This is a genomic window from Pseudomonas sp. CFBP 13719 (assembly GCF_014842095.1).
Lineage (GTDB): Bacteria > Pseudomonadota > Gammaproteobacteria > Pseudomonadales > Pseudomonadaceae > Aquipseudomonas.
The window spans coordinates 192,367-216,710 of the sequence record NZ_JACYVB010000007.1; the positions used below are offsets into that span (position 1 = coordinate 192,367).

Sequence of the window (24,344 nt, forward strand, 5' to 3'; positions counted from 1 at the left end):
GTGCTCCTAAATGTTCTTGGTCTTAACCTGATGCCAATATGGGTCGTGCGCCGCTTCTTGCGGGTTCGTGGGAGCGGTCATCGGCCGCGAAGAAATCACTGCGGTATCGGTTTGAACCGCGTCGCGGCTTTCGCGGCCGATGACTGCTCCCACAGGGCCCATGAGTCGGCCCGTAAAGCCTAGCATCTAGCCCCCGAGTGCTTCGAGTGTCAGGTCCAGGCAAAGCCGTGCCTTGCTCACCAGCTCGTCGATCTCGGCGTGGCTGATGACCAGCGGCGGTGCAATGATCATGGTGTCACCGACGGCCCGCATGATCAGCCCATTGTCGAAGCAGAATTGCCGACAGATCATACCGGCGCCACGCCCTTCGTGACGGCTGCGGGTGGCCTTGTCCTTGACCAGCTCGATCGCGCCGAGCATGCCCAGACCACGGACCTCACCCACCAGCGGATGGTCCTGCAGTTCGCGCAGACGCTTTTGCAAATACGGTGCCGCATCGCTCCGGACCGTGTCGACGATGTGCTCGTCGCGCAGGATGCGCAGGTTTTCCAGTGCCACCGCCGCGGCAACCGGATGCCCGGAATAGGTGAAGCCGTGGTTGAAGTCGCCACCCTGGTTGATCACCTGCACCACCTCGTCGCGCACGATCACGCCGCCCATGGGGATGTAGCCGCTGGTGAGGCCCTTGGCGATGGTCATCAGGTCGGGCGCCAGATCATAGTAGTCGCTGCCGAACCAGTGGCCGGTACGGCCGAAGCCGCAGATCACTTCATCGGCCACGAACAGGATGTCGTAGCGCGCCAGCACTTGCTTGATCTTCGGCCAGTAAGTCTCGGGCGGAATGATCACACCGCCGGCGCCCTGGATCGGCTCGGCGATGAACGCCGCGACGTTGTCTTCGCCCACTTCCAGAATCTTCTTTTCCAACTGCTCGGCTGCCCAGATGCCGAACTCGTCCGGGGTCATGTCACCGCCCTCGCCGAACCAGTACGGCTGGGCGATGTGCACGATGCCCGGGATCGGCAGATCGCCCTGCTCGTGCATGCCCGCCATGCCGCCCAGGCTGGCGCCGGCGACTGTGGAGCCGTGGTAGCCATTGATGCGGCTGATGATCACCTTCTTCTCGGGCTTGCCCTTGAGCGCCCAGTAATGGCGCACCAGACGCATCACGGTGTCGTTGCCCTCGGAACCGGAACCGGTGAAGAACACATGGTTCATGCCCTCGGGCGCCAGGTCGGCGATGGCCTTGGCCAGCTCGAGTGCGGGCGGGTGGGCGGTCTGGAAAAACAGGTTGTAGTACGGCAGCTCGCGCATCTGCTTGCTGGCGGCCTGCACCAGTTCCTCGCGGCCGTAACCGATCGCCACGCACCACAGGCCCGCCATGCCGTCGAGGATCTTGTGCCCTTCGCTGTCCCACAGGTAAACGCCGTCGGCTTTGGTGATGATCCGCGGCCCCTTCTGCGCCAGCTGTGTGTAGTCGCTGAACGGCGCCAGGTGGTGGGCGCTGCTCAGGTCTTGCCAATGCTGGGTCTGGGGGTTGTTGTTGCTCATCTGTCGCTCCTTTTTCTCACACCGCGAACAGCAGGAACTCACGTTCCCACGAGCTGATCACGCGCTTGAAGTTTTCGTGTTCGGCGCGCTTGACCGCGACATAGCCAACGACGAATTTCTTGCCCAGGTACTTCTCTACCGTCTTGCAGTTTTCCATGCGCTCCAGCGCATCTTCGATGGTCAACGGCAGGCGCAGGTTGCGCCGCTCGTAACCGCGGCCCTGCACCGGCGCGCTCGGGTTCAGGCCCTCGACCATGCCGATGTAGCCGCACAACAGGCTGGCGGCGATGGCCAGGTAGGGGTTGGCATCGGCGCCCGGCAAGCGGTTCTCGACCCGCCGGTTCTGCGGCGTGGCGTCGGGCACGCGCAGGCCCACGGTGCGGTTTTCCTCGCCCCATTCGACGTTGACCGGCGCCGAGGTGTCGGGCAGGAAGCGACGGAACGAATTGACGTTGGGCGCGAACAGCGGCAGCAGTTCGGGAATGAATTTCTGCAAGCCGCCGACGTGGTGCAGGAACAGCTGGCTCATCGAGCCGTCTTCGTTGGCGAAGATATTCTTGCCGGTGGCCGAATCGACGATGCTCTGGTGCAGGTGCATGGCACTGCCCGGCTCGCCGGTCATGGGCTTGGCCATGAAAGTGGCGGCCACGTTGTGCTTGAGCGCAGCCTCGCGCATGGTGCGCTTGAACACCAGGATCTGGTCGGCCAGGTGCAGGGCATTGCCGTGACGGAAGTTGATTTCCATCTGCGCGGTGCCGTCTTCGTGGATCAGGGTGTCGAGGTCAAGGTTCTGCGCCTCGCACCAGTCGTAGACGTCTTCGAACAATGGGTCGAACTCGTTCGCCGCTTCGATGGAAAACGATTGCCGACCGGTTTCCGGACGTCCCGAGCGGCCGATCGGCGGCTGCAGCGGGAAGTCCGGGTCTTCGCAGCGCTTGGTCAGGTAGAACTCCATTTCCGGCGCCACGATCGGCTGCCAGTTTCGATCCGCATACAGCTTCAAGACCTTCTTGAGCACGTTGCGCGGCGACAGCTCGATGGGGTTGCCCTGCTTGTCGTACGTGTCGTGGATGACCTGCGCCGTGGGCTCTATGGCCCAGGGAACGAGAAACACCGCGTTCTCGTCGGGGCGGCAGATCATGTCGATGTCGGCGGGGTCGAGCAACTCGTAGTAGATGTCGTCTTCTACATAGTCGCCGGTCACGGTTTGCAATAAAACACTTTCCGGCAAGCGCATGCCTTTTTCGGCGATGAACTTGTTGGTCGGGGAAATCTTGCCGCGGGTGATCCCGGTGAGGTCGGCGATCAGGCATTCGACTTCGGTGATCTTGTGATCTTTCAACCAATCGGTGAGCTGGTCGAGGTTGGGACTCATAAATACCTCAGGAGGCCATTGACCTGGCTCGCGGCGAGCCGGGCACGTGTTGACGCGTGGGCGTCGTTGGGAAAGCGGTCAAGCGAGGGCTGCACACTGCCCACCCGGCCTCTCGATACCCGGCCGGAACGTGAAGCTCAGGGTAGCGGTTTCGGGGCTCAGGCAGTACAGGAGGGACAAAAAAACAGAGACGCAACGCCGTGGGCTGTCAATTATTCTGGTCGCTGGCAATCGGTGGCTGCAGCGATCTCCATCAGAGAATGGCGGGCGTGCCATGACTCACCCTCGGTATTGTTGAAATGGCGGGTTGAAAACGAGCTTAGCCTTGTTCATTTTTTTCCACAACTATCACGCTGCAAACTTCGGCAGGCACTTTTCAAGCAGTTGCAAGGCACTGTAATTGCCGCTTGCAGGCGCCCCGATATGCAGCAAAAGAGGCTCAACAGCGCTCTTTCAGGGCAAAACCCGGCTCGCTTGACTTAGTGTTGGCTTTCGGATTGACTGAAACCTGCTCGACCCAATGATTGATATTTTTAACAACAAAGGTGTTGCATCATGTCGGTACCCCCGCGTGCCGTTCAGCTTAACGAAGCGAACGCATTCCTTAAGGAACATCCTGAGGTTCTGTACGTCGACCTTCTGATTGCAGATATGAATGGTGTGGTGCGTGGCAAGCGCATCGAGCGCACCAGCCTCCACAAGGTTTACGAGAAAGGCATCAACCTGCCCGCCTCGCTGTTTGCCCTGGACATCAACGGTTCCACCGTGGAAAGCACTGGCCTTGGCCTGGACATCGGCGATGCCGATCGTATCTGCTACCCCATCCCCGACACCCTGTGCAACGAGCCTTGGCAGAAGCGCCCTACCGCGCAATTGCTGATGACCATGCACGAACTCGAAGGCGAGCCGTTCTTCGCCGACCCGCGTGAAGTGCTGCGCCAGGTCGTCGAGAAGTTCGACGCCATGGGCCTGACCATCTGCGCTGCCTTCGAGCTGGAGTTCTACCTGATCGACCAGGAAAACGTGAACGGTCGACCGCAACCGCCGCGCTCGCCGATCTCCGGCAAGCGGCCGCACTCGACCCAGGTGTATCTGATCGACGACCTGGACGAGTACGTGGACTGCCTGCAGGACATCCTCGAAGGGGCGAAGGAACAGGGCATCCCGGCCGACGCCATCGTCAAGGAAAGTGCGCCGGCGCAGTTCGAGGTCAACCTGCACCACGTCCCGGATGCCATGAAGGCCTGCGACTATGCAGTGCTGCTCAAGCGCCTGATCAAGAACATCGCCTACGACCACGAGATGGACACCACGTTCATGGCCAAGCCCTATCCGGGCCAGGCGGGCAACGGTCTGCACGTGCATATCTCGATCCTGGACAAGGACGGCAAGAACATCTTCACCAGTGAGGATCCCGAGCAGAACGCCGCATTGCGTCACGCGATCGGCGGTGTGCTCGAGACCCTGCCCGCGTCGATGGCGTTCCTGTGCCCGAACGTCAATTCGTACCGCCGCTTCGGTGCTCAGTTCTACGTGCCCAACTCGCCGTGCTGGGGCCTGGACAACCGTACCGTTGCCTTGCGCGTGCCTACCGGAACACCGGATGCCGTGCGCCTGGAACACCGGGTTGCCGGCGCCGATGCCAACCCCTACCTGCTGATGGCGGCGGTATTGGCCGGCGTGCATCACGGCCTGACCAATCAGGTCGAGCCCAACGAGCCGGTGACGGGCAACTCCTACGAGCAGAACGAGCAGAGCCTGCCGACCAACCTGCGCGATGCACTGCGCCTGCTGGACGACAGCGAGGTGCTGGCGAAGTACATCGATCCCAAGTACATCGACATCTTCGTGGCCTGCAAGGAAAGCGAGCTGGAAGAATTCGAGCACTCCATCTCGGACCTCGAATACAACTGGTACCTGCATACCGTGTGACCGCCCGGACGCGGCTCGCGCCGCTGCTACAGGGTTGCATCGTGTCATCTGAATGCGATGTGTCTTGTGGCTTGCGGTGTGGCGGGTACACCGCACCGCACCCGGACGCGTCTTCTGGCCTGCGGTGCGAACGACATGACGCGGCTGGCACAATCCCTGTAGCAGCGGCGCGAGCCGCGTCGGCGGTACGTGCGGTTTACCTGACGTACTGCATCCGGATCAACGTGCCCAGCGCAGTTGGGTCGGCAACGGTGAAGGCGGTTCGGGCTCCGGTGGATTGCCCGGCAGCGCCAATACTCGATTAAGCACTTCGGTTTCCAGCGCCGCCAGGCGATGCGAACCGCGAGCCCGTGGCCGCGGCAACTCGACGGCCAAATCCAGACCGATACGCCCCTCTTCGATCAGAATCACCCGGTCGGCAATCGCCACCGCCTCGGCCACATCGTGGGTTACCAGCAACACGGTGAAACCGTGCTTGCGCCATAGGCTCTCGATCAACTGCTGCATCTCGATGCGCGTGAGCGCATCCAGCGCCCCCAACGGTTCATCCAGCAGCAACAGCCTCGGTTTGTGGATCAGAGCCCGCGCCAGCGCCACGCGCTGTTTCTGCCCCCCGGACAATCCCGCTGGCCACTCGTCGGCGCGCTCGGCCAGGCCCACCGCTTCGAGCGCCTGCAAGGCCTGTTCACGCCAGTTGCCGGACAGCCCCAGCCCGACGTTGTCGATGACCCGTTTCCAAGGCAGCAGGCGGGCTTCCTGGAACATCAGCCGGGTATCGTTGCGCGCATCGGCGAGCGGGCCGGAACCTGCCAGCAGTTGTCCGCTGGTGGGCTGGTCGAGTGCTGCCAGCAGGCGCAGCAAGGTGCTCTTGCCGCACCCGCTGCGGCCGACGATGGCCACGAACTGTCCTGCCGGAATGTTCAGGTCGATCTCGCGCAGTACCTCGCGCTCGCCAAAGGTCTTGCGCAGCTGGCGAACCGCCAGGGGAATCCCGCGCCGCAGGTTCTGTGGCTGCTCCTTGAAGACGGTCATGCTGCACCTCCCTTGGTTTGATAGGCCGGGTGCCAGCGCAGCCACATCCGTTCCAGCCCACGTGCCGCCAAGTCGGCCAGCTTGCCGAGAATCGCATACAACACGATGGCCAGGACCACCACGTCGGTCTGCAGGAATTCGCGCGCGTTCATGGCCAGGTAGCCGATGCCGGAGCTGGCGGAAATGGTCTCCGCGACGATCAGCGTCAGCCACATCAGGCCGAGGGCGAAACGCACGCCGACCAGAATGGAAGGCAATGCCCCAGGCAGGATCACCTGCCAGAACAAACGGAATCCGGACAGGCCATAGCTGCGTGCCATTTCCACCAACGCGGGGTCGGCGTTCTTGATGCCGTGGTAGGTGTTCAGGTAGATCGGGAACAATGTGCCCAGAGCGACCAGAAAGATCTTCGCCGACTCATCGATACCGAACCACAGGATCACCAGCGGAATCAGCGCCAGGTGCGGGACGTTGCGGATCATCTGCACCGAGGTATCGAGCAAGCGCTCGCCCCAGCGCGACAGACCGCTGATCAGCCCCAGTACCAGACCGATGCCGCCACCGATGGCGAAGCCGATGCCCGCGCGCCATCCGCTGATGGCCAGGTGCGTCCAGATCTCTCCGGACTTGAACAGCGCAACCCCGGCCGCGAGCACCGCGCTGGGCGCTGGCAGGATCCGCGTCGACAGCCAGCCGACGCTGACCGCCAGCTGCCAGATCAACAGCAGGCCCACCGGCAGCGCCCAGGGCGCCAGCCGGTGGATGATTTTGCTCGTTGTACTCATGGCAGTTTCTCAGCGCTGGGCGGCGGCCTTGGGCAAAATGTCGTTGGCCACCATCTCACCGAACGGGCTGACGTAATTGGCGCCGGTCGGCGCCTCGGGGCGCTGCACGTCCAGGTGCGGGAACAGCAACTCGGCCACGCGGTACGACTCTTCCAGATGCGGATAGCCAGAGAAGATAAAGGTATCGATGCCCAGCGCAGCGTATTCCTTGACCCGCTCGGCCACGGTCGGGCCATCACCGACCAGCGCGGTACCGGCGCCACCGCGGACCAGGCCAACGCCGGCCCACAGGTTGGGGCTCACCTCCAGCTTGTCCTTGCTGCCGCCGTGCAACGCGGCCATGCGCTGCTGGCCCACCGAATCGAAACGGGCCAGCGAAGCCTGGGCGCGGGCAATGGTATCGTCGTCGACATGGGCGATCAGCCGCTCGGCCGCCTGCCAGGCTTCTTCGTTGGTTTCCCGCACGATCACATGCAGGCGAATCCCGAAGCGCACGGTGCGGCCGAGCTTGGCGGCCTTCTCGCGCACCTGGGCGATCTTCTCGGCCACGGCCGCTGGCGGCTCGCCCCAAGTGAGGTACATCTCCACCTGTTCGGCGGCAAGGTCTTGAGCAGCATCGGAAGACCCGCCGAAGTACAGCGGCGGACGTGGCTGCTGCACCGGCGGATAGAGCAGCTTGGCGCCTTTGACGGTGAGGTGCTTGCCATCGTAGTCGACCGTCTCGCCTTCCAGCACGCGGCGCCAGATGCGGGTGAATTCCACCGACGCCTCGTAGCGCTCCTCGTGGGTGAGGAACAGCCCGTCGCCCGACAACTCGTCAGGGTCGCCGCCGGTGACCAGGTTGAACAGCGCGCGGCCGTTGGACAAGCGGTCCAGGGTGGCTGCCTGACGGGCCGCCACGGTGGGTGAAATGATGCCCGGGCGCAGGGCAACCAGGAACTTCAGGCGCTGGGTGACCGGAATCAACGAGGCCGCCACCAGCCAGGAGTCTTCGCAGGAGCGTCCGGTAGGGATCAGTACACCGCCGTAGCCCAGGCGATCGGCCGCCTGCGCGATCTGTTGCAGGTAACCGTGGTCGACCGCCCGCGCACCTTCGGAAGTGCCCAGGTAATGGCCGTCGCCGTGGGTGGGAAGAAACCAGAAAATATTGAGGCTCATGGAGTTGTCTCCTGACGTGGCTCGGAACCGATGCGGGGGCACCGGTGCAGTTGTGCGGTGGCGGGGGCGCAGCGGTTCACGGTGCCTTGGCAACGTTGGCCGGCGGTGTCCAGATCACATCCTGGATGCGCAGCGGCTTGGGAATCAGCTTGAGCTGGTGAAAGCTGTCGGCGATCTTCTGCTGCGCGGCAACGGTCTGCGGGTCGAGAAATTGCGCGCCGTAGCCCTGGCGTTTCACCGAGGTCAAGGTGATGTCTGCCGGCAGGCCGAGCAACGGTGCGACCTGGGCGGTCACTTCTTCGGGGTGCGCCTTGGACCACTCGCCCACGGCGCGCACCTCCTCGACCAGCGCGGTGATCACCTCGGGGTGCTGCGTGGCATAGGGTTTGGTGGCCAGGTAGAACTGCAGATTGTCGACGATGCCCTGGCCGTCACGCAGGGTGCGCGCCTGCAGCTGCTTTTCGGCAGCGGCCTGGTACGGATCCCAGATCACCCACGCATCGACGCTGCCGCGCTCGAAGGCGGCGCGTGCATCGGACGGCGGCAGGTAGACGGTCTGGATGTCGGAGTACTTCAGCCCCGCCTCTTCCAGCGCCCGCACCAGCAGGTAGTGCACGTTGGAACCCTTGTTCAGCGCGACCTTCTTGCCCTTGAGTTCAGCGACCGAGCGGATCGTCGAGTCCTTGGGTACCAGAATCGCTTCGCTGGTCGGTGCGGGCGGCTCATAGGCCACGTACAGCAGATCGGCCCCGGCAGCCTGGGCGAACACCGGCGGGGTTTCACCGGTCACGCCGAAATCGATCGAGCCGACGTTGAGCCCTTCGAGCAACTGCGGGCCGCCGGGAAACTCGGTCCATTTGACGTCCACGCCCTGGGCCGCCAGGCGTTTCTCCAGCGTGCCCTTGGCCTTGAGCAGCACCAGCGTGCCGTATTTCTGGTAACCGATGCGCAGGGTTTCAGCCTGGGCCTGGGTGATGGCGCCGAACGACACAGCCGCAGCAAACAGTGCGACCACGCCACGACGCAAGAACAGGGTGCGCATGGCACTCTCCTTCTGCAGGGGGAATTGGGTTGCACCTGCTTGCCCGTTGGCGGGCCAGTAAGGTGGGTACAGCGAAAAGTGTCGCGGCCGCGTGCGGCGGTTGGAATCAGATGCTCCAGCGGGCACTGCGCAGGCTTTGCGTGAGCAAGGCCGGGTCATGGGTCTGCGGTTTGCGCAGCAGGAAGGCATGAAACTCCTGCAGCGCATTTTCCAGGCGCTGCTCGAGCGCCGGCGCCAACTGGGCTGCATGACTGCCTTCGCCATAGGCGATCTGGCTGTCGTCGGCGAAGATGCCCTGGAGCATTTCCTGAGCCTTGAGCGAGGCCAGCACCGGTTTGAGCGCGTAGTCCACCGCCAGCATGTGGGCGATGCTGCCACCGGTGGCAATGGGCAGCACCACCTTGTTGCTCAGGGCCCGCTCGGGCAGCAGGTCCAGTAGCGTCTTCAGCGCGCCGGAGAACGAGGCCTTGTACACCGGCGTGGCAACCACCAGGCCATCGGCCTTGCCGACCAGTTCGTTGAAATGCTTTACGTGCGGGCTGTCGAAACGAGCGTGCAGCAAGTCTTCGGCCGGGAAGTCCCGTACCTGGAAGGTCACCACTTCGACGCCTTGCCGTTGCAGCCACTGCTTGCTGCGATCCAGCAGTACACCGGAGCGCGAGCGCAGGCTGGGGCTGCCGCCCAGGGATACGACCAGCATGGGGTAAATCCTTGAATAGCGAAATCGGAGCGCTTCTGGAGAAGTCGCCGGAATGGAAGGAACAGTAGCAGGCGGGATTTATATCTTTAAATCATATTTATTCATTTGGTTATTCGATAAAAACATATACCCATGTTTCCCTATCCCTGCTGCGCACACCGCATGGATATCACCGCGATCCCTGTAGCAGCGGCGCAGGCCGCGTCGGCGGGCCATGCGGTGCATTTGATACACCGCGACGTCCGGACGCGGCTTGCGCCGCTGCTACACGAGGGCGAGTTGCATCAGGTTCAGATCAGCGGTTGGGCTGCGGGGTCAGGCGCAGGTACGGCTTCACGGCCGTGTAGCCCTTGGGGAAGCGCTGTTTGATTTCCTCTTCGTCCTTGAGCGAAGGCACAATCACCACATCATCACCGTCCTGCCAGTTGGCCGGGGTGGCGACCTTGTGGCTGTCGGTCAACTGCAGCGAATCGATCACCCGCAGGATCTCGTGGAAATTGCGCCCGGTACTGGCCGGGTACGTGATGGTCAGGCGCACCTTCTTGTTCGGGTCGATGACGAACAGCGAACGCACCGTAAGGGTGTCACTGGCGTTCGGGTGAATCAGATCGTAGAGCTGGGACACCTTGCGGTCGGCATCGGCCAGGATCGGAAAATTCACTGTCGTGCCCTGGGTCTCGTCGATGTCGCCGATCCAGCGCTGATGGGATTCCACCGGGTCCACCGACAGCGCGATGGCCTTGACGTTGCGCCTGGCGAACTCATCGGCGAGCTTGGCGGTAAAACCCAGCTCGGTGGTGCACACCGGCGTGAAGTCGGCCGGGTGCGAGAACAGCACCCCCCATTGGTCGCCCAGCCACTGATGGAAGCTGATGGTGCCCTGGCTCGAGTCCTGCTGGAAATCGGGGGCGATGTCGCCGAGTCGAATGGTCATGGTGTTGCTCCTGGGCTGTTGTGCGCATGACTGTGCACTGACCGGCCAGGAAACAAAAAGAATGGATCGTGCTGGGGCTAGGCGAATCGGGAATAACGCCAGCGCAGAAAAGCAAAAAGCCCGCACAAGGCGGGCTTTTTCCAACGGCACGTATTACTTGAAGGCGTACGTGTAGTTGAAGATCAGACGGGTCTGATCGGTGTTGGTGCCAACGTCGCTGCGGTAGGTACCGTTACGCAGGGTGGCGCCGAAGTTCTTCAGCAGACCGCTCTGGATCACGTAGTCGACGCGCATGTCGCGTTCCCACTCGGAGTTGTTCGAGTCGCCGGTACCGGCCGCGCGGATGTCGTCGCCATGCAGGTAGGCAACCGAGGCTTTCAGGCCAGGAACGCCGATGCGGCTGAAGTCATAGGAGTACTGGGCGAACGTGGTGTTTTCGCCAGCGCGGGTGAACGAGTTGACCATGCTGTCGGTGAACAGATAGACGCTGGAACCGCCGTTACCTTCGTTGCGGTTGTTGCCATCGACAACGCTGCCGTTGTTGATGAACGGCATGCCGCCGTCATCGCCCACTTGCTGGTAACCGGCAAGGAATGCGTGACCGGCGATGCTGTAGGTGAAGATGGCACTCCAGGTCTTGTTGTCGACTTCGCCTGGGTTCTTGGCGTAGCCGCTGTTGTTGTTGAAGCGGTAGCCCACGTCGCCGTTCTTGCCGTCGGAGCTGCTGTCGAAGTAGCGCAGGTCGGTCTTGAACGACTGGTCTTCACCCAGTGGCAGTACGTGCACGGCGCCGAGGAAGGTCTGTTTGTAATAGTCTTCCAGCTGCGCGTGGTAGACCTGCAGGGTCAGGTCCTTGGTGGCTTTCCAGTCGACACCGGCGAACTGGAAGTTGTTCGAGTCCTGAGTACCGCCGTTCAGGCCCAGGCCCGAGTAGTTGCTGGTTGCACGGCCCGCAGACTTGTTCAGTCGGCCAACGGTGAAGGTGAAGTTGTCCAGGTCCTTGGAGGTCAGGATACCGCCCTGGTAAACGGCAGGCAGCAAGCGACCATCGTTGGACACCAGAATCGGCAGGTTGGGCTGCAGCGCGCTACCCACCTTGAGTTCGGTCTTGGCGAACTTGACCTTGCCGTTGGCGCCTACACGCGACCACGACTTCTCGGCCGAGCCGTCGGTGTCGCTTGGGAAGAAGCTGTTGTTGTTCGGGTGGTGACCACGGCCGCCGTCCAGGTGGATGCCGGTCATGCCCTGCACGTCCAGACCGAAGCCGACGGTGCCGGGGGTGTAGCCAGAGATGAAGTTGAAGAGGAAGCCTTGAGCCGATTCTTCCTGGTCGTTCGCCGTGCCTTCACGGGTATCGTTGCGGAAATACATGGTCCGCGAGCTCAGCGTTGCTTTGCTGGCTTCAAGGAAACCCGAGGGTGCCGGATCGGCGGCGTAGACACTGGTGGAGATGCTGGCGAGCGCGATGGCTGCGGCGAGCGACTGCTTGTACATGTGATGCTCCTCTGGTTTCTAATTTTTGTGGTGTCTTTGGTCGGGGGTCTGGCGCCCCTTGTCCGCCGATGCGCGATTAGCGCCAAAGCGTGACCGGTTAGTCAATGTTTACAAGCCGATTCGAGACCTTGGTCTAAGCCAAACTCTGGGTGCCGAGGTTAACGAAATTTTCACAAAACCAAAAAGAATTGTTTCAAGTTTTTTTAGAATTTAAACGCATAACAACCCATATCATCCAAACAAAAAAGTTCAATCCAGTTGCAAAACATAAGCTAATTCCCAAACGGTATTTCAAAGCCATTTCTTATATCGTTTAGATTCGCCCTCATTCGCCCTTCCGACACCAGACGTTTCGTGCTTCGACAGCCCGGTTTCGAAGAGCCTCAGCCACCCGACCCTCGCAAAAGGCAGCCACCATGGCCAAGCAGCATTTCGCACGAAAACTGGTCAGCACCCTGGCCCTGGCCAGCTTGGCCATGGGCATCCAGGCCGCCACGCTGACCGTCGGCTACCAGACCGGCATCGACCCCAGCAAGGTCGCTCAGGCCGATGGCACCTATGAAAAGGCCATTGGCGAGAAGATCGACTGGCGGCGCTTCAATAGTGGCCCGGAAGTGGTCACGGCGATCGCCTCGGGCGATGTACAGATCGGCAACCTCGGGTCGAGTCCGCTGGCTGCCGCCACTTCACGCAAGTTGCCCATCGTCGCCTTCATCGTTTCGGCGCAGATCAATTCCGCCGAAGCCTTGGTGGTGCGCAACGGCAGCGGCATCGACAACCCGCAGCAGTTGGTCGGCAAGACCATTGCCACACCGTTCGTGTCCACTTCCCACTACAGCCTGCTCGGCGCGTTGAAGCATTGGGGTCTGGAAGGCAAGGTCAAGGTGGTCAACCTGCAGCCGGCCGAAATTGCCGCAGCCTGGAAGCGTGGCGACATCGACGGCGCCTTCGTCTGGTCGCCGGCCCTGGGCGAGATCCGCAAGAGCGGCAAGACCCTCACCGATGCCGCACAGGTCGGCGAGTGGGGCGCACCGACTTTCGAGGTCTGGGTTGCGCGCAAGGATTACGCCGAGAAGCACCCCGAGGTGATCGCCCGGTTCGCCAAGGTCACGCTGGATTCGTTCGCCGACTACGCGAAGAACCAGGCGCAGTGGACCGCCGATTCGGAGCCGGTACGCAAGATCGCCAAATTGACGGGAGCCAACGCCGCCGACGTCCCCGACCTGCTCGCCGGCTCCACCTACCCCGATGCCCAGGCCCAGGCCTCCGCCGCGCTGCTGGGTGGCGGCACCGTGCAGGCGGTGGCCAAGACGGCCGAGTTCCTCAAGGAGCAAGGCAAACTGGAAGCGCTGCTGCCTGACTACACGCCTTACGTCAGCGCCCAGTTCGTTCAGTGATCGCGCGCACGCCAACCGGAGTTCGACCGTGGCCCAATTGACTCTCGACCGTATCGGCGCCCACTACCCGGGCGCCGCGCAGCCGGTGCTGCAGGACATCTCCCTGAGCCTGGGGCCACAGCAGCTGTGCGTCGCGCTGGGCCCATCGGGCAGCGGCAAGACTTCGCTGCTCAACCTGATCGCCGGTTTCGTGCCTCCCAGCAGTGGCCGCATCACGCTGGACGGCGTCGCGGTGAACGGCCCGGGGGCCGACCGTGGTGTAGTCTTTCAGGATGACGCCCTGCTGCCCTGGCAGGACGTATTGGCCAATGTCGCCTTCGGCCTGCAACTGGCGGGCATTGGCCGCGCACAGCGTGAAAAGCGCGCGCGTGAAATGCTCGCGCTGGTCGACCTGGCAGGTTTCGCCGAGCGGCAGGTATGGCAACTCTCCGGTGGCCAGCGTCAACGCGTGGGCCTGGCTCGAGCGCTGGCGGCCGACCCGCAGGTGCTGTTGATGGACGAGCCGTTCGGTGCGCTGGATGCGTTCACCCGGGAACAGATGCAGGAGCTGCTGTTGCAGGTCTGGCAACGTACCGCCAAGCCGGTGTTCCTGATTACCCACGACATCGAAGAAGCGGTGTTTCTGGCCACCGACCTGATTCTGCTGGCGCCCGACCCCGGCCACGTCGAGGAGCGCCTGAGCTTGGACTTCGGCCAGCGCTATGCCGCTGGCGAAAGCGCTCGGGCGATCAAGTCCGACCGCCTGTTCATCGAGACCCGCGAGCACGTCCTCGCCCAGGTTTTCGCACAGCGAGTTGCCACCCAGGGCGCCATTGCGCGCAAGGAAACGGCATGAGCCACTACCCGACCCAAGCCTTTGACAGCACTCGCGCACCTGCCACACATCGGCCCTGGCGCCTGAGTACGCGTGCCATCAGCACACTGACCCTGGCAGGCGTGCTGGCACTGTGGTGGGCGGTGACTGCCGCCGAATTGATAGAACCCTTGTTCCTGCCCTCACCCGGCGCGGTGCTGGACAAAGCCTGGCTGCTGGCAACCCAGGGCTATATGGACGCCACCTTGTGGCAGCACCTGGGTGCCAGCCTGAAACGCATCGGCCTGGCCCTGGCCTTCGCCGTGCTGTTCGCCATTCCAGTGGGCATCGCCATCGGCCACAACCGCATAGCGCAAGGCATTCTCGACCCGCTGATCGAGTTCTACCGACCCATTCCACCGCTGGCCTACCTACCGCTCATCGTGATCTGGTGCGGCATCGGCGAGACCTCCAAGGTATTGCTGATCTACCTGGCCATCTTCGCCCCGATCGCCATCGCCACGGCCACCGGGGTGCGCAACGTCGATCCCGCCCGTTTGCGTGCCGCGCAATCGCTGGGCGCCACCCGGGCGCAACTGATCCGCCACGTGATAATACCCAGTGCGCTGCCGGACATCCTCACCGGTGTCCGCATCGGCCTGGGCGTCGGCTGGTCGACCCTGGTCGCCGCCGAGTTGATCGCCGCGACCAGCGGCCTGGGCTTCATGGTGCAGTCGGCCGCGCAATTCCTGGTCACCGATGTAGTGGTGCTGGGCATCCTGGTGATCGCGTTGATCGCCTTCGCTCTGGAAATGGGCCTGCGCGCCCTGCAACGGCGGCTGGTGCCCTGGCACGGCCAAAGCCACTGAAACACCCACTTCGCCAACAGAGCTGACCAACATGACTCTGCACATCACCCCCTTGAGCCCGACTATCGGTGCGGTCATCGAAGGCGTCGATCTCAGTCGGGAACTGACCCCGGCACTGCAACGCGAGATCGATGCCGCGCTACTCGCCCATCTGGTGCTGTTCTGGCGCGACCAGCCGCTGACCCCTTTTCAGCAGGCACGGCTGGCGCAGCAGTTCGGTGACCTGCACGTTCATCCGATCTATCCCAGTGTGCCGGGGCAACCCGACGTGCTGGTGCTCGACACCGCCGTGACCGACGTACGCGACAACGCCATCTGGCACACCGACGTGACCTTTCTGGCAGAGCCTGCGATGGGCGCCATACTGACGGCCCAGCAGGTACCGCCCTTTGGCGGGGACACTTGCTGGGCCAGCGCCATCGCGGCGTTCGAGGCGTTGTCCAGGCCGTTGCAGACCCTGCTCGACGGTTTGACCGCCACGCACGATTTTGCCAAGTCTTTCCCGCTGGAGCGCTTTGGCAGCGATGCCCAGGCACTGGCGCGCTGGGAGCAGACCCGCCGGCAACATCCTCCGCTGTCACACCCGGTGGTGCGGACCCATCCGGTCAGCGGGCGCAAGGCGTTGTTCGTCAGCGATGGTTTCACCACCCACATCAACGAGCTTTCGTCAGCTGAAAGTCGGGCGCTGCTCGACCTGCTGTTCGCCCACGGCACTCGTCCGGAGTTCTGCGTGCGTTGGCAATGGCGTCAAGGGGATGTGGCCTTCTGGGACAACCGCGTGACCCAGCATTACGCCATAGACGACTACCGCCCGCAGCGTCGCGTGATGCATCGAGCGACGATAATGGGGGATCGACCGTATTGAACGCACGGGGGGCGGCGATCGCCGCCCCCGCTGCACATCATTCGCCGATGGCAGCCTTGTAGCCGGCAGCGTCGAGCAGCGTGTCCAGCTCACTGGCAGCGCTTGGCTTGAGCTTGAAGAACCAGGCGCCATAAGGTTCGCCGTTGACACTTTCCGGGCCATCGGCCAACGCTTCGTTGATCTCGATCACCTCGCCCCCCACTGGGGAGTAGATGTCCGAAGCGGCCTTGACCGATTCGACCACACCCGCCTGATCACCGGCGGCGAAGACCTTGCCGACTTCCGGCAGCTCGATGAACACCACGTCACCCAAGGCTTCCTGGGCGTGATCGCTGATGCCCACGGTCACCGTGCCATCAGCTTCCAGGCGTGCCCACTCGTGGCTTTCGGCAAAACGGAGTTCAGCAGGGATATCGCTCATAACATTGTCCTCAACAAGGGTCAGCGGCCAGCCCGCCATACGATTCAGATCAGGGTTCTACCATGCCGGACGAAGGTCGGCTTGACCACCCGTACCGGGTACCATTTGCCACGTATCTCGACTTCCGCACGGTCCGCGGTCGCCATCGGTACACGCGCCAATGCAATCGACTTGCTCAGCGTAGGGGAGAAACTACCACTGGTGATCTCTCCTTCGCCAACTCCAGCGATGCGGACCACCTGATGCGCGCGCAGCACCCCGCGTTCTTCGAGCACCAGACCGACCAGTTTCAGCGCCGGTCCGGCGGCCTGTTCACGCTCCAGCGCCTCACGCCCGATGAAGGCGCGCGCGGTCGGTTGCCACGCCACACTGCCGGCCATGTTGGACACCAGCGGTGAATGCGCCTCGTCCATGTCCTGGCCATACAGATTCATGCCGGCTTCCAGACGCAGCGTATCGCGCGCCCCCAGGCCGATGGGCGAAATGCCCGCACCGATCAACTCGTTGAAGAAATCGACTGCCTGCGCTGCGGGCAAGACGATCTCGATACCGTCCTCGCCGGTATAACCGGTGCGGGCGATGAACCAGTCGCGATGGTGACGGCCTTCGAAAGGGTTCAGCTGCAAAAGCACCTCGCGGCGTTGGCTGCCCAGCAGGTCGGCGACCTTGCGCCGTGCCTGCGGCCCCTGCACGGCCAGCAATGCCAACTCGGGGCGCTCGCGCCATTGCACATCGAAGGTGCCTGCCTGGGCGCTCAGCCAGGCCAGATCCTTGTCACGGGTCGCCGCATTGACCACCAGGCGATAGCCTTCCTCGGTGCGGTAGGCGATCAGATCGTCCACGATCCCGCCCTCGGCGTTGAGCATGGCGCTGTACAAGGCCTGACCTGCGCCAGTCAGGGTGGCCACATCATTGGCCAGCAGGTATTGCAGGAACGCCCGGGCGTCCGGCCCTTGGACATCGATCACGGTCACATGCGACACGTCGAAGACGCCGCAATCGCGACGTACCTGATGATGCTCTTCGACCTGCGAGCCGTAATGCAGGGGCATGTCCCAACCGCCAAAATCGACCAGCTTTGCGCCTAGGGCAAGATGCAAGTCATACAGAGGCGTACGCTGTCCCATGGGTTTCTCCTTCCGGGCGTGGCGAAAGCGCAGGCGAATTGTCCTTGGTGCCTGCGCCGGATGCGGCGCATTGTAGCGACAAGGTCGCGGTGGTGATATCTACAGCGACAAGGTCGCGGTGGTGATATCTGCAGCGACAAGGTCGCGGGGTTGATATCCGCAGCGACAAGCTCGCGCATTCGGTCAGTGGTTTCGACCGACCTGACGTGCCGAACGTCGAATCAACCCGATGACCGGCAGCAGGCCGACCAGCACCAGGGTCAGGGCCGGCAGCGACGCGCGCGCCCATTCGCCTTCGCTGGTCATTTCGAACACCCGCACCGCCAGTGTGTCCCAGCCGAACGGACGCATCAGCAAGGTCGCCGGCATCTCCTTCAGCGTATCGACGAACACCAGCAGCGCCGCGCTGAGCGTGCCTGGCAGCAGCAGGGGCAGGTAGACCTTGAAGAACAGCCGCGGACCGCCTACCCCCAAGCTGCGCGAGGCCTCGGGCAGCGACGGGCGGATCCGCGCCAGGCTGCTTTCCAGCGGCCCATAGGCCACCGCAATGAACCGTACCAGATAGGCCACCAGCAGCGCCGCCACGCTGCCCAGCAGCAAGGGCCGCCCGGCACCGCCCAGCCAGCCGGACAACGGCACGACCAATTCGCGGTCGAGAAAACTGAAAGCCAGCATCAGCGATACCGCCAGCACCGACCCCGGCAAGGCATAGCCCAGGTTCGCCACCGCCACACCCGCGCGAATGCCTCGCGTAGGCGCCTGGCGCCGCGCAAATGCCAGCAGCAGCGCCACCGTTACGGTGATCAGCGCGGCCATGGCGCCCAGGTACAGGGTATGCACGATCAGCTCACGGTACCGTTCGTTGAGGTCGAAGCGCCCGCGCTGCCAGCACCACACGACCAACTGCAGCATGGGCACGACGAAGGCGCAGGCGAACACCAACGCACACCAGCCGCTGGCCAGGCATGCCTTGAACCCGCGCAGCCGATACAGCGCCTGTCCACGCGGGCGTTCGCTGGCCGCATGATCCTGACCGCGCGCACGCCGCTCGCCGTACAGCACCAGCATCACGGCCAGCAACAGCAGGCTGGCCAACTGCGCCGCGCTGGAGAGGCTGAAGAAGCCGTACCAGGTCTTGTAGATGGCCGTGGTGAAGGTGTCGAAATTGAACACCGCCACAGCGCCGAAATCCGCCAGGGTTTCCATCAATGCCAGTGCCACGCCCGCACCGATGGCCGGCCGGGCCACCGGCAGTGCTACACGCCAGAAAGCTTGCCACGGTGATTGGCCGAGCATGCGCGCCGCTTCCATCAAACCCTTGCCCTGGGCCAGGAACGCGGTCCGCGCCAGCAGGTAGACGTACGGGTAGAACACCAGCACCAGAACGATGATGACCCCACCCGTGGAGCGCACCCGCGGCAGGCGCAGGCCACTACCGAACCACTCGCGCAGCAGGCTCTGCACCGGCCCGGCAAAATCCAGCAGGCCGACGAAGACGAACGCCAGCACGTAGGCCGGGATGGCGAACGGCAGCATCAAGGCCCAGTCGAGCCAGCGCCGGCCGGGAAACTCACACAGGCTGGTAAGCCAGGCGAGGCTGACGCCAAGCACCGTCACGCCCGTACCTACGCCGACCACCAGGGTAAGCGTATTGCCCAGCAGGCGCGGCATTTGCGTATCCCACAGGTGGGACCATATCTGCATATCGATGCTTTGCCAGGAAAGCACAAGCACGCTCAACGGCAGCAGCACCAGCCCGACCACGGCCAGGACCAGCGGGTACCAACGGCGTTGGACGGAAGAAGACAATGGGTTCACTCGTGGTTTTCAGGTTGTAGGCTTTCAACGCAACAGCCCGGCGCCTCTGCCTCTGCAGATAGGCGGAAAGACCGCAGCGCACCCTTCGCGGCCACGGACCGTTCCTACAGGGTGTACCGCAGCCAGGCTCCTTGGAGGAGCGCCACCGATATCAGCTCAGTTCCAGCCCGCCCGATCCATCAGCCGGATCGCCTCGGCCTGACGCTTGCCTGCCACTTCCACGGGCAAGGTGTCGGCCTTGAACTCACCCCAACTGGCGACCTCCGCAGATGGAGACACCGCCGGGTTGGCCGGAAACTCCTGGTTCACCCCGGCAAAGATCGCCTGCGCCTGCGGCCCGGTCATCCACTCGACCAGCGCAATGGCCGCCTGCGGGTGCGGCGCATATTTGTTCAGGCCAATGCCCGACAGGTTCACATGGACGCCGCGATCGCCCTGGTTCGGCCAGAACAGCTTCACCCCCAGACCCGGCTGCTGCTTGTGCAGGCGCCCGTAGTAGTAGCTGTTGACGATACCCACGTCGCACTGCCCGGCGTCGATGGCCTGCAGCACCGCAATGTCATCGGAGAACACGTCGGTGGACAGGTTGTTCACCCAGCCCTTGAGAATCTTTTCGGTCTTCTCCGCGCCATGGGTCTCGATCAGCGTGGCGGTCAGCGACTGGTTGTACACCTTCTTCGCCGTACGCAGGCACAACCGCCCTTCCCATTGCTTGTCGGCCAAGGCCTCGTAGGTGCTCAGCTCCTGCGGCTTGACCCGTTCGCTGGCGTAGGCGATGGTCCGCGCGCGCAGGCTCAGGCCGGTCCATTGATGGGAGGCGGCACGGTATTGCGCGGGAATGTTGCCGTCAATGACGGCTGACGTGATGGGTTGCAGGATGCCCATCTGCTCGGCCTGCCACAGGTTGCCGGCGTCGACGGTGAGCAGCAGGTCGGCCGTGGCGTTCTGCCCTTCGGCCTTGATGCGCTGCATCAACGGCGCTTCCTTGTCGGTGATGAACTTGACCTTGACCCCGGTTTTCGCGGTGTAGGCGTCGAACACCGGCTTGATCAACTCGTCGATGCGCGAAGAATAGACGACCACCTCATCGGCAGCGTGGGCGGTGCCACCTAACAGACAGAGCGCCAGTGCAGCGAGAAGACGTTTACGCGCCATCATGAGGGAACCCTTGCCATTCGAGTGAGGGCGAAATGGTAGTGAATCACATTTAGCTTCTCAACCGAACTCGGGACCCAGGCGTTACCAAATGTTACCGGCCTCCGACGACGTCCTGTGCCTGGAGGCGTGCCAGGGCAGGCAGATCCCCCGTGAGGCCAAGCGCCTGGCGGACGAACAACGCCTTGGCTTCCGGCAGTTGCTCCACCCATTTCAAGCCCGTGTTGCGCAGCCAGCGCAGCGGCAGCTGATCGGCCTGGAACAGACGCTCGAAGCCTTCCATCGCTGCCATCAAGGCCAAGTTGTGCGGCATGCGCCGTCGCTCATAGCGAGTCAGGACCGGCAGGCCGGCCAGCCGTTCGCCGCGCTGCCGGGCATGCATCAGCTCTTCGGCCAGCACGGCGGCGTCGAGCAGGCCCAGGTTGACCCCTTGTCCGGCCAACGGATGGATGGTGTGCGCGGCATCGCCGATCAGTGCCAGGCCGGTTTCCACGTAGCGCTTGGCATGCCGCTGACGCAGCGGCACGCACAGGCGGGCATCGGCAGCGATCAACTCGCCCAGACGGCCCTCGAAAGCCTGCCCCAAGGCTTTGCAGAACGCGGCGTCATCCAGCGCCATCAAGCGCTCGGCCTGCTCCGGCGTGGCTGACCAGACGATCGAACACCAATGCTTGCCATCACCGCGCTGCAGAGGCAGGAACGCCAGCGGGCCGTCGTCGGTGAAACGTTGCCAGGCCGTATCGCGATGCCCCTCACTGCACTGCACGCTGGTCACGATGGCGTGGTGCAGGTAATCCCACTCGCGCGTCTCGCAACCTGCCAGGCCACGGACCGCCGAATGCGCGCCATCCGCGGCGATCACCAGCGGGGTACGCACGGTCTGGCCACCAGCCAGGGTCAACAGCCGGTCATCGCCCGAATAGCGCAGCTGCTCCAGCCGGGCATTGGCCAGCAAACGGATCCCGCTGTCCTGCAACTGCTCGAGCAGGGCATCTTGAACCACGCGATTCTCGACGATGTGCCCCAGGGTCTCGGCATGCACACTGGCCGCGGAAAAGTTGATCTGCCCGGTGCCGCTGCCGTCCCATACGCACATGTGGCCGTAGGGGTTGGCACGCCGCGCCTGGATACCGTCCCAAGCGCCCAGGCGTTGAAGAATGCGCTGGCTGGCCACGGACAGCGCACTGACCCTCGCCTCGAACGGCGCCAGGGCATCGAAAGGCTTGCCGGTCAACGGCCCGCCGTCGATCAGCAGGATGTCCAGGCCGCTGTCGCGCAGGGCGAGTGCCAGCGCACTGCCGACCATGCCCGCGCCGACGATGACCAGGTCGGCGCGCAGTTCGTTCGTATGGGTCACGGTATTCATTGCCCTTTGATCTCCGACCGAGTGCCCAGGCCCATGGCCTGGCGTGCGAACCAGCGTTTGGCCGGCGGCAGCAGATCGAGCCCCAGCAGGCCCAGGTTACGGCTTACTGCGACCCAGGGATCGGGCGTTGCGAACAGCCGCGTCAACTGGTCCGAAAAGCCCACGGTCAGCCGCTGGTCCAGGCGCTGGCGTTGCGCATAGCCACGCAGCAGCGACAATTGCCCCAAATGACCGGTGCTGGCAAGCAGGGCCTCGGCCAGCGCCTGCACATCGCGCATCGACAGGTTGAAACCCTGCCCGGCGATGGGGTGCAAGGCATGCGCCGCGTTGCCCAGCACCACCAGATTGGAACGCACCTGCTCCTCGGCCTGCACCAGCGACAGCGGGTAGACGTGCCGGGCGCCGACGCGCTGCAGCGTGCCCAGGCGATAGCCGAACACCGCCTGCAGCTCTTGCAGAAAGGCCTGGTCGGGCAAGCCCTGCAAGCGTCGAATGTCGGCGGGCGTACGTGTCCAGATGAGTGCGCAGCGGTTGTCGGGCAACGGCAACAGGGCCATCGGCCCGTCATCGGTGAAGCGCTCGAACGCCTGGCCCTGGTGCGCATTGCCTGGGGTGACATTGGCAATCAGGGCGTCCTGATCGTAGCGCGTCTGTTGCACGGCGATGCCCAGCTGCTCGCGCAACTCGGAGCGACCGCCGTCGGCCAGCACGGCCAGGTCGCACTGCAGCTGGGTGCCGTCGTCCAGGGTCAACTCATGGCCGTCAGCCAGCGCCTGCATCCGAGTCACTTCCGCTGGGCACCGCCAGCTCACGACCTCTTGGTCCAGCGCCTGCCACAGGCACTGCCCCAGCCAGGCGTTCTCCACCACATAGCCCAGGGCCGGCACGCCCTCGTCATCGGCACGAAGCCGCGCGGTACCGAAGCGACCGCGGTCGGACACGTGGATCTGGCGAATGGCTTCGGCGCGCTGGCTGATCGCCGGCCACAAGCCCAGGCGTTCGTAGATCTGTCGGGTGCCGAAGGACAGCGCCGAGGAGCGCGCATCATAGCTGGGCTGGTAGGCATCGCCCGGCGCGAAACGCTCGATCAGCACGATCTTCCAGCCGCGCGCCCTGGCCCCGGCCTGCAATGCCAGGGCCAGGCTCGCGCCGACCAGCCCGCCGCCGATGATGGCCAGGTTGAAGCGGCTCATGCGCCAGCCCGTGCGGCGGCCATCAGCGCCTCGATCTCGGCGACCGACTTGGGCACCGCCCCGGTGAGAATCTCGCAGCCTTTCTTGGTCACCACTACATCGTCCTCGATTCGTACGCCAATGCCGCGCCACTTCTTCGCAACGCTGAGGTTGTCGGGCGCTATGTAGATGCCAGGTTCGACGGTCAAGGTCATGCCGGGTTCGAGCACCCGCCACTCGCCGCCGACCTTGTACTCGCCGACATCGTGCACATCCAGCCCCAGCCAGTGTCCGGCGCGGTGCATGTAGAACGCGCGGTGCGCGTCGCGGGCGATCAGTTCATCGACCTCGCCCTTGAGCAGCCCCAGCCGCACCAGCCCACGGGTAATGACCTGGACCGTGGCTTCATGGGCCTGGTTCCAGTGCTTGTCGGGGCCGATGGCGGCGAAGGCCGCCTGCTGCGCCTCGAGCACCAGCTCATAGATGGCTTTCTGTTCGGGTGAAAAGCGGCCGCTTACCGGGAAGGTCCGGGTGATGTCGCTGGCATAGCAGTCGATTTCGCAGCCGGCGTCGATCAACACCAGGTCGCCATCGCGCAGCAGTGCATCGTTGTGCTGGTAATGCAGGATGCAGGCATTGCGACCCGCCGCGACGATCGAGCCATAGGCCGGCATCTTCGCCCCGCCCTTGCGAAACTCGTAGTCCAGCTCGGCCTCCAGGCTGTACTCGTGCAGCCCGGCGCGGCACGCCTGCATGGCGCGCACATGGGCGCGCGCAGAGATATCGGCGGCGCGGCGCATGACCTTGACCTCGGCGGCCGACTTGTACAGGCGCATGTCGTGCAGCAGGTGGTCGAGCGCCTCGAACTCATTGGGAGGCTGAGCCCCCAGGCGCGCCTTGGAACGGATGCTGTTGATCCACTCCATCAGATGCCGGTCGAACTCGGGGTGGCTGCCGATCGACGAGTAGACGCGGTCGCGCCCTTCGATCAGACCGGGCAGGATGTCGTCGATATCGCTGATGGGGAAGGCATCGTCGGCGCCAAACTCGCGGACCGCGCCCTCCTGCCCGGCCCGCAGGCCGTCCCACAGTTCGCGCTCGGGATTGCGCTCACGGCAGAACAGCACGTACTCGCCATGCTCGCGCCCCGGAATCAGAGCAATTACTGCTTCGGGTTCGGCAAAGCCGCTCAGGTACTGGAAGTCGCTGTCCTGGCGGTAGACGTGCTCCACGTCGCGATTGCGGATGGCCACGGCGGCGGCAGGCAGGATGGCGATGCTGTTGGGCACCATCTGCGCCATCAGTGCCTTGCGGCGGCGGGCAAATTCCGATTTCGGGATGTGGCTCATGGGCAGAAA

At 63.7% G+C, this 24,344-nt stretch carries 21 protein-coding genes; 5 read left to right on the forward strand and 16 right to left on the reverse strand.

Translation table 11 applies throughout. The features are described 5' to 3' along the window. Window positions 1-186: 186 nt before the first annotated feature. Complete coding sequence (locus IFT57_RS20525) at window positions 187-1,551, reverse strand: aspartate aminotransferase family protein (protein WP_192152506.1); 1,365 nt, start codon at window positions 1,549-1,551, stop codon at window positions 187-189. 16 nt (window positions 1,552-1,567) lie between these two features. Next, on the reverse strand, window positions 1,568-2,926 hold the full coding sequence (locus tag IFT57_RS20530; protein WP_192152507.1) for a glutamine synthetase family protein: 1,359 nt from the start codon (window positions 2,924-2,926) through the stop codon (window positions 1,568-1,570). Window positions 2,927-3,481: 555 nt separating this feature from the next. Between IFT57_RS20530 and IFT57_RS20535 the strand changes: the two genes are divergently transcribed. Next, entirely contained in the window at window positions 3,482-4,858 is a 1,377-nt protein-coding gene (locus IFT57_RS20535; RefSeq protein WP_122479874.1) for a glutamine synthetase family protein, read from the forward strand. Window positions 4,859-5,077: 219 nt separating this feature from the next. On the opposite strand, the gene ssuB is transcribed toward IFT57_RS20535, so the two are convergent. From ssuB to IFT57_RS20570, 7 genes are all read right to left on the reverse strand, one after another. Beyond that, a complete protein-coding gene (gene ssuB / locus IFT57_RS20540) occupies window positions 5,078-5,890 on the reverse strand; it encodes an aliphatic sulfonates ABC transporter ATP-binding protein (RefSeq protein WP_122715965.1) in 813 nt (270 codons plus the stop codon). Then, window positions 5,887-6,675 carry an aliphatic sulfonate ABC transporter permease SsuC gene (gene ssuC / locus IFT57_RS20545; protein WP_192152508.1) on the reverse strand — a complete coding sequence of 263 codons (789 nt, stop codon included), beginning with the start codon at window positions 6,673-6,675 and terminating at the stop codon, window positions 5,887-5,889. The genes ssuB and ssuC overlap by 4 nt, the downstream gene beginning before the upstream one ends. Before the next feature lie 9 nt (window positions 6,676-6,684). Further along, complete coding sequence (ssuD, locus tag IFT57_RS20550) at window positions 6,685-7,833, reverse strand: FMNH2-dependent alkanesulfonate monooxygenase (protein WP_122715967.1); 1,149 nt, start codon at window positions 7,831-7,833, stop codon at window positions 6,685-6,687. Window positions 7,834-7,909: 76 nt separating this feature from the next. After that, window positions 7,910-8,875, reverse strand: coding sequence for a sulfonate ABC transporter substrate-binding protein (locus IFT57_RS20555; protein WP_122715968.1), 966 nt, complete (start codon window positions 8,873-8,875; stop codon window positions 7,910-7,912). Window positions 8,876-8,981: 106 nt separating this feature from the next. Then, complete coding sequence (ssuE, locus tag IFT57_RS20560) at window positions 8,982-9,575, reverse strand: NADPH-dependent FMN reductase (protein ID WP_192152509.1); 594 nt, start codon at window positions 9,573-9,575, stop codon at window positions 8,982-8,984. Window positions 9,576-9,870: 295 nt separating this feature from the next. Further along, the gene (locus IFT57_RS20565; RefSeq protein ID WP_122796193.1) at window positions 9,871-10,509 is read right to left on the reverse strand and encodes a peroxiredoxin; all 639 of its coding nucleotides are present in this window, start codon (window positions 10,507-10,509) and stop codon (window positions 9,871-9,873) included. A 153-nt stretch (window positions 10,510-10,662) separates the two neighbouring features. Then, window positions 10,663-12,003 carry an OprD family porin gene (locus IFT57_RS20570; protein WP_122715971.1) on the reverse strand — a complete coding sequence of 447 codons (1,341 nt, stop codon included), beginning with the start codon at window positions 12,001-12,003 and terminating at the stop codon, window positions 10,663-10,665. Between the two features lie 416 nt (window positions 12,004-12,419). On the opposite strand from IFT57_RS20570, the gene tauA reads away from it, so the two are divergent. From tauA to tauD, 4 genes are read left to right on the forward strand one after another with little or no spacing between them, the layout of a single operon-like run. Beyond that, the gene (gene tauA, locus IFT57_RS20575) at window positions 12,420-13,400 is read left to right on the forward strand and encodes a taurine ABC transporter substrate-binding protein (protein ID WP_192152513.1); all 981 of its coding nucleotides are present in this window, start codon (window positions 12,420-12,422) and stop codon (window positions 13,398-13,400) included. 28 nt (window positions 13,401-13,428) lie between these two features. After that, window positions 13,429-14,235, forward strand: a complete 807-nt coding sequence (gene tauB / locus IFT57_RS20580; protein ID WP_192152514.1) for a taurine ABC transporter ATP-binding subunit — start codon at window positions 13,429-13,431, stop codon at window positions 14,233-14,235. After that, window positions 14,232-15,062, forward strand: coding sequence for a taurine ABC transporter permease TauC (gene tauC / locus IFT57_RS20585; RefSeq protein WP_192152515.1), 831 nt, complete (start codon window positions 14,232-14,234; stop codon window positions 15,060-15,062). The genes tauB and tauC overlap by 4 nt, the downstream gene beginning before the upstream one ends. Window positions 15,063-15,093: 31 nt before the next feature. Continuing rightward, window positions 15,094-15,927 (forward strand): taurine dioxygenase, encoded by an 834-nt coding sequence (gene tauD, locus IFT57_RS20590; RefSeq protein ID WP_192152518.1) that lies wholly within the window; start codon window positions 15,094-15,096, stop codon window positions 15,925-15,927. A gap of 37 nt (window positions 15,928-15,964) precedes the next feature. Here tauD and gcvH read toward each other — a convergent pair whose 3' ends face one another. The 7 genes from gcvH to pepP form a co-directional block, all read right to left on the reverse strand. Continuing rightward, window positions 15,965-16,348, reverse strand: coding sequence for a glycine cleavage system protein GcvH (gene gcvH, locus IFT57_RS20595; RefSeq protein WP_192152520.1), 384 nt, complete (start codon window positions 16,346-16,348; stop codon window positions 15,965-15,967). A 44-nt stretch (window positions 16,349-16,392) separates the two neighbouring features. Then, window positions 16,393-17,475 (reverse strand): glycine cleavage system aminomethyltransferase GcvT, encoded by a 1,083-nt coding sequence (gcvT, locus tag IFT57_RS20600; RefSeq protein WP_192152522.1) that lies wholly within the window; start codon window positions 17,473-17,475, stop codon window positions 16,393-16,395. A 183-nt stretch (window positions 17,476-17,658) separates the two neighbouring features. After that, window positions 17,659-19,284 (reverse strand): ABC transporter permease, encoded by a 1,626-nt coding sequence (locus tag IFT57_RS20605; RefSeq protein ID WP_192152523.1) that lies wholly within the window; start codon window positions 19,282-19,284, stop codon window positions 17,659-17,661. Between the two features lie 165 nt (window positions 19,285-19,449). Beyond that, the gene (locus IFT57_RS20610; RefSeq protein ID WP_192152524.1) at window positions 19,450-20,451 is read right to left on the reverse strand and encodes an extracellular solute-binding protein; all 1,002 of its coding nucleotides are present in this window, start codon (window positions 20,449-20,451) and stop codon (window positions 19,450-19,452) included. Between the two features lie 91 nt (window positions 20,452-20,542). Next, entirely contained in the window at window positions 20,543-21,787 is a 1,245-nt protein-coding gene (locus IFT57_RS20615; protein ID WP_192152585.1) for a 2-octaprenyl-3-methyl-6-methoxy-1,4-benzoquinol hydroxylase, read from the reverse strand. A 23-nt stretch (window positions 21,788-21,810) separates the two neighbouring features. Next, on the reverse strand, window positions 21,811-23,007 hold the full coding sequence (gene ubiH / locus IFT57_RS20620; RefSeq protein ID WP_122796183.1) for a 2-octaprenyl-6-methoxyphenyl hydroxylase: 1,197 nt from the start codon (window positions 23,005-23,007) through the stop codon (window positions 21,811-21,813). Then, window positions 23,004-24,335, reverse strand: coding sequence for a Xaa-Pro aminopeptidase (gene pepP, locus IFT57_RS20625; RefSeq protein ID WP_192050084.1), 1,332 nt, complete (start codon window positions 24,333-24,335; stop codon window positions 23,004-23,006). The genes ubiH and pepP overlap by 4 nt, the downstream gene beginning before the upstream one ends. Window positions 24,336-24,344: the final 9 nt, after the last annotated feature.